This is a genomic window from Planococcus sp. APC 3906, from assembly GCF_030407685.1.
Lineage (GTDB): Bacteria > Bacillota > Bacilli > Bacillales_A > Planococcaceae > Planococcus > Planococcus koreensis.
Genome location: NZ_JASDCW010000052.1, coordinates 1 through 7135, shown reverse-complemented (window position 1 = coordinate 7135; position 7135 = coordinate 1). Strand labels below are relative to the sequence as shown.

At 43.1% G+C, this 7135-nt stretch carries 8 protein-coding genes; 2 read left to right on the top strand and 6 right to left on the bottom strand.

The features are described 5' to 3' along the window. Window positions 1-120: 120 nt before the first annotated feature. The 5 genes from QMA09_RS16760 to QMA09_RS16740 form a co-directional block, all read right to left on the bottom strand. Window positions 121-579 carry a hypothetical protein gene (locus QMA09_RS16760; RefSeq protein WP_290213948.1) on the bottom strand — a complete coding sequence of 153 codons (459 nt, stop codon included), beginning with the start codon at window positions 577-579 and terminating at the stop codon, window positions 121-123. 68 nt (window positions 580-647) lie between these two features. Further along, complete coding sequence (locus tag QMA09_RS16755) at window positions 648-1202, bottom strand: restriction endonuclease (protein ID WP_290213947.1); 555 nt, start codon at window positions 1200-1202, stop codon at window positions 648-650. Between the two features lie 70 nt (window positions 1203-1272). Continuing rightward, on the bottom strand, window positions 1273-1713 hold the full coding sequence (locus QMA09_RS16750) for a hypothetical protein (RefSeq protein WP_290213946.1): 441 nt from the start codon (window positions 1711-1713) through the stop codon (window positions 1273-1275). A gap of 24 nt (window positions 1714-1737) precedes the next feature. Further along, window positions 1738-2322 (bottom strand): hypothetical protein, encoded by a 585-nt coding sequence (locus QMA09_RS16745; RefSeq protein ID WP_290213945.1) that lies wholly within the window; start codon window positions 2320-2322, stop codon window positions 1738-1740. Continuing rightward, the gene (locus QMA09_RS16740; RefSeq protein WP_290213944.1) at window positions 2303-3082 is read right to left on the bottom strand and encodes a hypothetical protein; all 780 of its coding nucleotides are present in this window, start codon (window positions 3080-3082) and stop codon (window positions 2303-2305) included. The genes QMA09_RS16745 and QMA09_RS16740 overlap by 20 nt, the downstream gene beginning before the upstream one ends. Before the next feature lie 329 nt (window positions 3083-3411). On the opposite strand from QMA09_RS16740, the gene QMA09_RS16735 reads away from it, so the two are divergent. Next, window positions 3412-4158 (top strand): SDR family NAD(P)-dependent oxidoreductase, encoded by a 747-nt coding sequence (locus tag QMA09_RS16735; protein ID WP_290213943.1) that lies wholly within the window; start codon window positions 3412-3414, stop codon window positions 4156-4158. Between the two features lie 125 nt (window positions 4159-4283). Then, window positions 4284-4871, top strand: a complete 588-nt coding sequence (locus tag QMA09_RS16730) for a DUF998 domain-containing protein (RefSeq protein ID WP_290213942.1) — start codon at window positions 4284-4286, stop codon at window positions 4869-4871. A 227-nt stretch (window positions 4872-5098) separates the two neighbouring features. Here QMA09_RS16730 and QMA09_RS16725 read toward each other — a convergent pair whose 3' ends face one another. Further along, a complete protein-coding gene (locus QMA09_RS16725) occupies window positions 5099-7054 on the bottom strand; it encodes a phospholipase D-like domain-containing protein (RefSeq protein ID WP_290213941.1) in 1956 nt (651 codons plus the stop codon). Window positions 7055-7135 lie beyond the last annotated feature (81 nt).

Genomic DNA, 7135 nt, shown 5'->3' with positions numbered 1-7135 from the left:
TAGTAAACAAAACGCCGCTCAGAGAGAATGTACTTTCTCCTGAGCGGCGTTTTGTGAATGATGACAATTTTTGGCTAGTATCTTTTAGAATTATTTTCCCCAAAGATGCATTTTACAATTTCAATAATCGTCGTCGATTCCTCTCATTACCTCACGTGCATGCCACATGTTTTGGGCATACTCTGTCATTACGCCAGGTTCTCCTTGGATTTCCTCGACAACTTCTACAGGAATACCTGCTCTTTCCCTGATCTCTTCAGCATATGCTTTTGCCTTAGCGATGAGTTCCGGCTTCATTTTTCTGACTTCTTCATTAAGCAACCTTGTTACAGTTTCTTCCTCTTCACTTGTTTTAACGCTGTGCAAATCTATACCACCTATGACCCTGGATTCTTTTATAAAGCAAGGTTCACCCAGCTCGATATCTTCCAATATAAAATCCACATCTAAATCTCCAGGTGAGTTTTCATCCACAAATTCAATAATCACTCTTGGACTTTCGGATAGACACAAAATTTCTACCGTACCAGATTCTACACCTAACCTTTTAATAGTAGTAATATTTTCTTGTCGTATCAATTTATTCTCCCCGTCCCCTAATTTTTCATCGACCTTTTAAAATTGTTTTCCCTAAGAATGCTTTTAATTTAACTAACTTTCTTCGCCAGCAAAATCTCCACCAATTCATCACGGTTTACCAATTTCACCTTATTGCTCCGTGCCAGCTCTGCAGCTGCCTTGGTGAAAAAGCTGTTGGTGACGACCCACGCTTCGTCAGCACTATAATGCAGCTTCGCTGCTGAAATTTCCTGCACCGCTTTGATGCCGACATTGCTCTTGTAGCGCTTGGCTTGTACGGCAATCTTTTGCTGCCCTTTTTCCAGAATAAGATCCGCTCCATAATCGCCGGTATAAGGTGTTTTGCGAACGGCATAACCTTCTGCCTTGTAACGCAACCGCAAATATTCCTCGAACTCTGCCCCGGACATGGCATCCACCTGCAGAATGCCCGAATCACTGATTCTCTTCTGCTTTTTGTGCTGGAATGCCTTCACTGGTACTAATAAAGCAATGAAACTGATTGCAAAAACGCCAAGGGTCGCTTCAATCGATTGCGTGTAAATATAAGTTAATGTGGTACTAAGAACCAAAACCCCTGTCAGAAATTCTGATACATTGTCTTTCTTCTTCTTTCTTGCCACGGTAAACCGCCTCTCGCTTTATTATGCCAACGTCTAATAGTTGTGATAGATTTATTTCATTACTTTATATTTACTTAGTGTTAAGTTTTGATTCGCTAAGAACGATTTCTCTGCCACTAGTCAATTCACCCAATGTAAAGTATGTATGTCCTTGGAGAGCACCTGAAGTTCTAGGCAGATGCTTTAATTCTCTATCCACATTCAATAGGTAAAATTTATATTCTTTCCCTTCATCAAAACCAAAATCAGCTGCCCGTTTAGCGATATATCCTTTTATTCGTTTCTGTGCATCTTCATTTAAAAAGTCAATCGCCTTATCCAAGTACTGCGTTTTAGGAGGCAATACAAATTCACATTGAATACTGTAAAGTCTATCCATAATTCCTCCACTTTCTCGAATTGCCATAAATTTCGCAGTCTTATAGTTGCGAGGATGTGGATGTGCATGTATTAAATATTCTTTGATAATTCCCTGTGTCTTTCCTCCAGGTACCGATAACACTTCTTTCATATATATTTCCCCCATTCTTGTAGTTTATAAATCCAGCTTTTCTAACTCTCCAAATATCTTTAGCCTTATATCCTCCGGAGACTTCACATCAAACAAAGGAATATCTATTGCCTTTAGCTTTTCGAATCCAGAATGCTTTTTCTTAGCTTGGCCCTTAGACGAGACGGTCCATTTATTACCTTCATGGAAAATATCAAATTCTTCTTCATAAAACGGTGACCAGAATGTCCAATGGTCGGAAACTGCCGGCAAACGGTTCCAATGCGACTGATCAAATTTATAGCGGATGATTGACAGCATTGGGATTTTCTCTTCACCGTCATCAGTCAAATCCACCATTACGCCATACCATGGAAGTTCCCGAATATCTTCTATGCTGCTTGGCATCGTTGAAGACTTTACATAAATTTTAATGAAGTTCGTTGTTAGCCACCCTGTCGTATCCGTATCCGATTTATAACGCATAAATCTTGGAGTAATCGTCATGTACCCTTCTTCTTCCCCGACACGGTCTAATTCCTGAAAGAGGATACTCAGATTTCCATAAGTTTCTTTCAATAGATTTGTCGCCTGGATAATGCTTTCACCTTTATTTTGGATCATAGACATATGCTTGCTCCCCCTTTTTCAATTGCAGCTCCGGCCAGCTCCATACCGGCTTTGTCTGGACCTTCTCATTTTGATATTGATAAGGTGTATACTGGATTGCTCCAATAGCATACTCGCTAAATCCGTTAAATCGTTTCAGCCTTTTTACTTTTAATAACTCTTCAGCATCTGTGAGGATAAGCTGCTGAGTTCTAGTGACTGCAGACTTGTTCATGTAAACTAGCTTATTATGTAAGTCTTCCCAATTGGCAAAGCCTATCGTGACGTTTGGCGAAATCTTGTAACCAACATTGAGCTGTTGTTGGACCGCGTGTTGAATAGGAAACGGAGCCAAGAATATAAGAAAAGCATGCTTCTTACCTGCTTGTTCTTCAATCAAGTACGAGTACTTGGATAGTTGATGGATACTCTGATCATATTCCATAACTTCCCCAGCATCTTCTGAGGATATGCCGCTCCTGTATTTCACTTCGATGCCCACAAGGAAATCTTCGAACTCCAGCAACAAATCGATTTCCCCTTTGATATGTTGCGGCCAAAATTTATACTCAACGTTAAATCCATTTTGCTCATTTAGAAAAGCTAGCCAATTCCCTTGATTTTCATTAGCGAACCTTACTTCTTCCAACATACCTTTTAATCCTTCTTCAAAAGGCAAGTACCGAAGCGCCCCAAAGAAGTCCCCAGTCAGCTTATCTTCTAATCGATCAGTTAAATTACTGCCTAAAGCTGAAATTTTTCCTTTTATCTCACTAATCATCAGCATCTCTTCCCTCGGTTTATTTTCAACAAAAAAATTTAAGGGTATTCTTAAATAGATTTTGCTTTCAATAAATTGAAAACTTATCAAATCTATTTATGTGGAAGGAAAACCTATTTGAAATAATCATAGACAATAAGCATTTTTTACTATTTAACTTAATTAAGTAAATAGTAGCATATAAGCAATCCTAAATATAGATATTTTTACATTTATATACAATGGTAATCATTACATTTCAATAGCCTGATTAACACTTTCCAATTCCGGGAAACGACTAAAGAAAGCATCTTTAATTTGATTCACCTAAATCAGAGGAGGAAAATCATATGAGCAAAACAGCAATCATTACAGGCGGCGGAAGCGGGCTGGGGCAATCAGCAGCGCTGCTCCTGGCAGATGAAGGCATCAACATAGCGGTTGTCGATGTCAGCGAAAAAGGCGGCAATGAAACCGTTGAGAAGCTGAAAGCAAAAGGCGTTGACGCCATCTTTATCAAAGCCGATGTCTCGAAGGCGGAAGAAGTGAAAAACTACGTCGACAAGACACTCGAGCATTTCGGTTCGATCGAGTATTTCTTTAACAATGCCGGCATTTCCGGCAGCGGCAAGAACTTCCTGGAAACGGACATCAAGGAAATCGAACAAATTGTGGGGATCAACTTGCTTGGTGCATTGTACGGCTTGCGCTATGTGGCAGAAGCGATGCTGAAAAATGGCGGCGGTTCAATCGTCAATACCGCTTCGAGCGCCGGGGTCATCGGCCAGGCTTCGGTCGTCACATACGGCGCCACCAAACACGGCATCGTCGGCATGACGAAGAGCCTGGTTGCGGAATACGCTAAGGATGGCCTGCGCGTCAATGCCATTGCACCGGGACCAACGGAAACTCCGATGGTCAAAACCTTCTTCGAAGACAATCCGGATATGAAAGCAAGCGCCGAAGCGGGCATCCCGCAGAAACGCCTCGGTAAGCCGGAGGAAGTCGCAGAACTGGTTGCGTTTTTGCTCACTAAAGCCGATTACATCAATGGTGAAACAGTCCGCATTGACGGCGGATTCACGAATACGAAATAAATTAAAACCGCGGCCGGAAAATTTCCTGGACGCGGTTTTTGAATTTATGAACTTCTTTTTTTCGTTCGGGTGTGATTTTCATCAGACAGCCATGAATATAATAATCTGTCAGGGAGTGTTTAATAATGGATCGAAACACCAGAATCTCTTTGTCCATCTTTGTTCTGTTTATAGTGGTATCAACTGGTTTGGCATTTTTCAGTTTTGAAGGCTACTCTATTTTGCGCAATACCACGAGCCATTTGGGGGCACAAGGGTCTCCACATTCATGGATGATGAATATGGTTTTTATCGCCCTTGGAACGATGTCGATTTGGATCACCTATCACAGCAAGATCAGGTATCATCAGATTGTTGGGGCCTTTTTCGGAATCAGCCTCCTATTAACGGGCTTGTTTCAACATGCACCTTTAGTTGAACTTGTTCAGGCAGACCCATTGCAGGATTTGATGCATTCGATCTTTGCCGACACGACTGGTTTCAGTTTCACGATGCTGGCGATTGGCCATGGAATCATGAGCCGTGGATTTCAGAGAAGTGCTGCCATTATAATGGCATTTGCTTCAATCATTATATCCATTGCTATGATGGCCTTCCCGGAAATCATGGGGCTTTTGCAAAGAATCATGTTTGTCAGTGCTTTCGGGTGGCTGTTCTTTTATATGAAACCACCCCAGGATAAACAAGCCAGTAGCCGTGATCAGAGCCATTAAAAAGGATACCTGGGCCGCGTTTTAGAACAATGCACCACTTAAGACATGAGAGAACCCTTTCTATGAGTTCTGCTCTTTGGGAGCAACTCAAACAATTCATAAACATGAATTAAAAAATGCCACCCAAAGGAAAGTTGATTCCCTTTGGACGGCAATGCAGTTCGGATAAAATGTATGGCATGCTTCTAATTCTGTGGAATTTTTTTAGAGATGCGACACTTGGACTTCTAGTTTACTGTTCCGCCTGCCTGCGTATATCTGACATTGAATTCTTGCAAGAATTGATTGGTGATGGCTGCATCATGGATAAACAGCAGGTTTTCGTCATTGATGTTGTTGCCGTTATTGCTCCAGTTCGTGGATCCTACAATGACCGTCGGATCACTGTTTGTGTCAGCGTCGATCAACATTGTCTTGCTGTGGAGTTTGCGGGACTCATTGGCCTGGTAAACAGGTGCCGGGTTCGCCCAGCGGGTATTCGGGTTGTCGACGCTGACCTGTGAAGCGGTGCGGCCTGTCATGTCCACACTTGCAGACCACCATTGGTTCCAAAAGCTTTGATCGAATACGCCTTTGATGTCAAAGCCCGTCAACGTGCCTTTGAGGTCATTGTATGACCCTTCCCATAAATTTTTCAATTCATCGACAAGCCCTTGATCGCTCCAGGCAAAAATGGTGAAGTATGTATTGACGTCAGCTGATGTTTTAACAAGCTCTCTCATTTTTCCGACGGCATCGTCACCTGCCGAAAAGTAAATTTCAATGATTTTTCCGTTCACGTCGACTTGATGTGTCGTATTATCAATTTTCCGGGTGTTGAAGTTCGCAGCGGCTATGTCTGGCGCCAATGCAGCGCCCCCCCACATTTCATTGAATTCAACTTCGAAGACGTCAGCCATTGCCGGCCAATTAACTTCGACTACATGCTGCTGGTTGCCGTCTAAAATGCCTTGTTCCATATTGCTTTCCGTGCCGTACAAGCCGGTTACGGTAAAGTTCCAGCTTCCCGTAAATACCCAGCGGTCATCAATGATGGCAAATTTGTTGTGCATTTGTGTTCCGGGGCTGTAATAGGCATCTGCGCTTTTTTCTTCAGCTTCCACAAACAAATGGCCGGATAGGTCACCGCTTCCCACTGCTACGGTTTGAAGCGGGAAATCTTCCGGTGTGGCAGGCAAGCCGAAGTCCGCTCTTGCGGCACTGTCTTCTACAGCAAACATCGGAGAATCAGAGAATACATAAATATCATCCGCTGTCCCAACTTTGCCGTCCTGTCCCCTTACCATTTTTTCTACTTGCAGCCGCATCGTTTTGAAGCGCTCCACATAATTCGGATCGGTTGCGTCCTTCGCATCCGCGATGACACGCACATCAATGCCTTCCGCCGCTTTTGCGATCAACGCATCCACAATGCCCGGCAGATTGATTTCGTATGTTGCAAAATCGATGCTTGTCGTCGCCTGATTCAAGCGGTTGATGAGCCGCGTTTCCAGATTCACGTTATAGTTTGCTGCGTTTCCTGAACTTGCGTATGTAGTATCGGCACATTTGTTAAAGTACACATTAATTGCACCTTCCGCTTCCGAAACGTTATTCAATTGTTCCGTTTTATCGGTACAGCCTTTCACTTTTGAGTTAACTGCACGCGGCGTGCCGTTTCCGCCATCGTAAGTTTTGGCAGAATCAACCCAGTTAGTAGCTTCCGTGCCGGCCACAAGCGGATCGACCCGTTCCATGCTTGCTTTTGCTGTGTTATCTCCTGCATACCAAGAGTCTGCGCTGTCAATCAAGGCACCAGAAGAATCTCTCAGTTCAAGAGCCTCATCACTATTTTCCAGAGAGCCTGTATAAATCAGGTCAGCAGCAATGCCCGGGACGGAGCTGTCACTGGTTCTTTCCAATAAATAATAACCACCTGCCGCTATGGTGCCGGAGAGGCTGATTGCAGGGCTGTTGTCGGCGGCTTTCAAAGTCCATCCGTTCACATCCACCGCTGAATTCGTCGTATTATGTAATTCAATCCATTCGCTATTGTAGCTGTAGCTTGTGCCCATCCAGGCGATTTCATTGATTGCTATCGTGCTCGCCGTTGCTGCATGTGCTGTTTGCCCTGTTTCAATACCAGGTGCCATAAAAGAAATGATAAATGCAAAAATCAATGAAAGCCGTACTGTGTTCTTCATCTTCCAACCCCTTTTCCATTTTTCCAAGGCTATTCAAGCCCTCTTTTATTGTATAACTGTTTTGTTAATTTAGTATTAATT

Bases quoted from the DNA above. Each gene is read 5' to 3' on its own strand.
- QMA09_RS16750 (WP_290213946.1), bottom strand. From the start codon at position 1,713: ATGAAAGAAGTGTTATCGGTACCTGGAGGAAAGACACAGGGAATTATC.
- QMA09_RS16745 (WP_290213945.1), bottom strand. From the start codon at position 2,322: ATGTCTATGATCCAAAATAAAGGTGAAAGCATTATCCAGGCGACAAAT.
- QMA09_RS16740 (WP_290213944.1), bottom strand. From the start codon at position 3,082: ATGATTAGTGAGATAAAAGGAAAAATTTCAGCTTTAGGCAGTAATTTA.
- QMA09_RS16735 (WP_290213943.1), top strand. From the start codon at position 3,412: ATGAGCAAAACAGCAATCATTACAGGCGGCGGAAGCGGGCTGGGGCAA.
- QMA09_RS16730 (WP_290213942.1), top strand. From the start codon at position 4,284: ATGGATCGAAACACCAGAATCTCTTTGTCCATCTTTGTTCTGTTTATA.
- QMA09_RS16725 (WP_290213941.1), bottom strand. From the start codon at position 7,054: ATGAAGAACACAGTACGGCTTTCATTGATTTTTGCATTTATCATTTCT.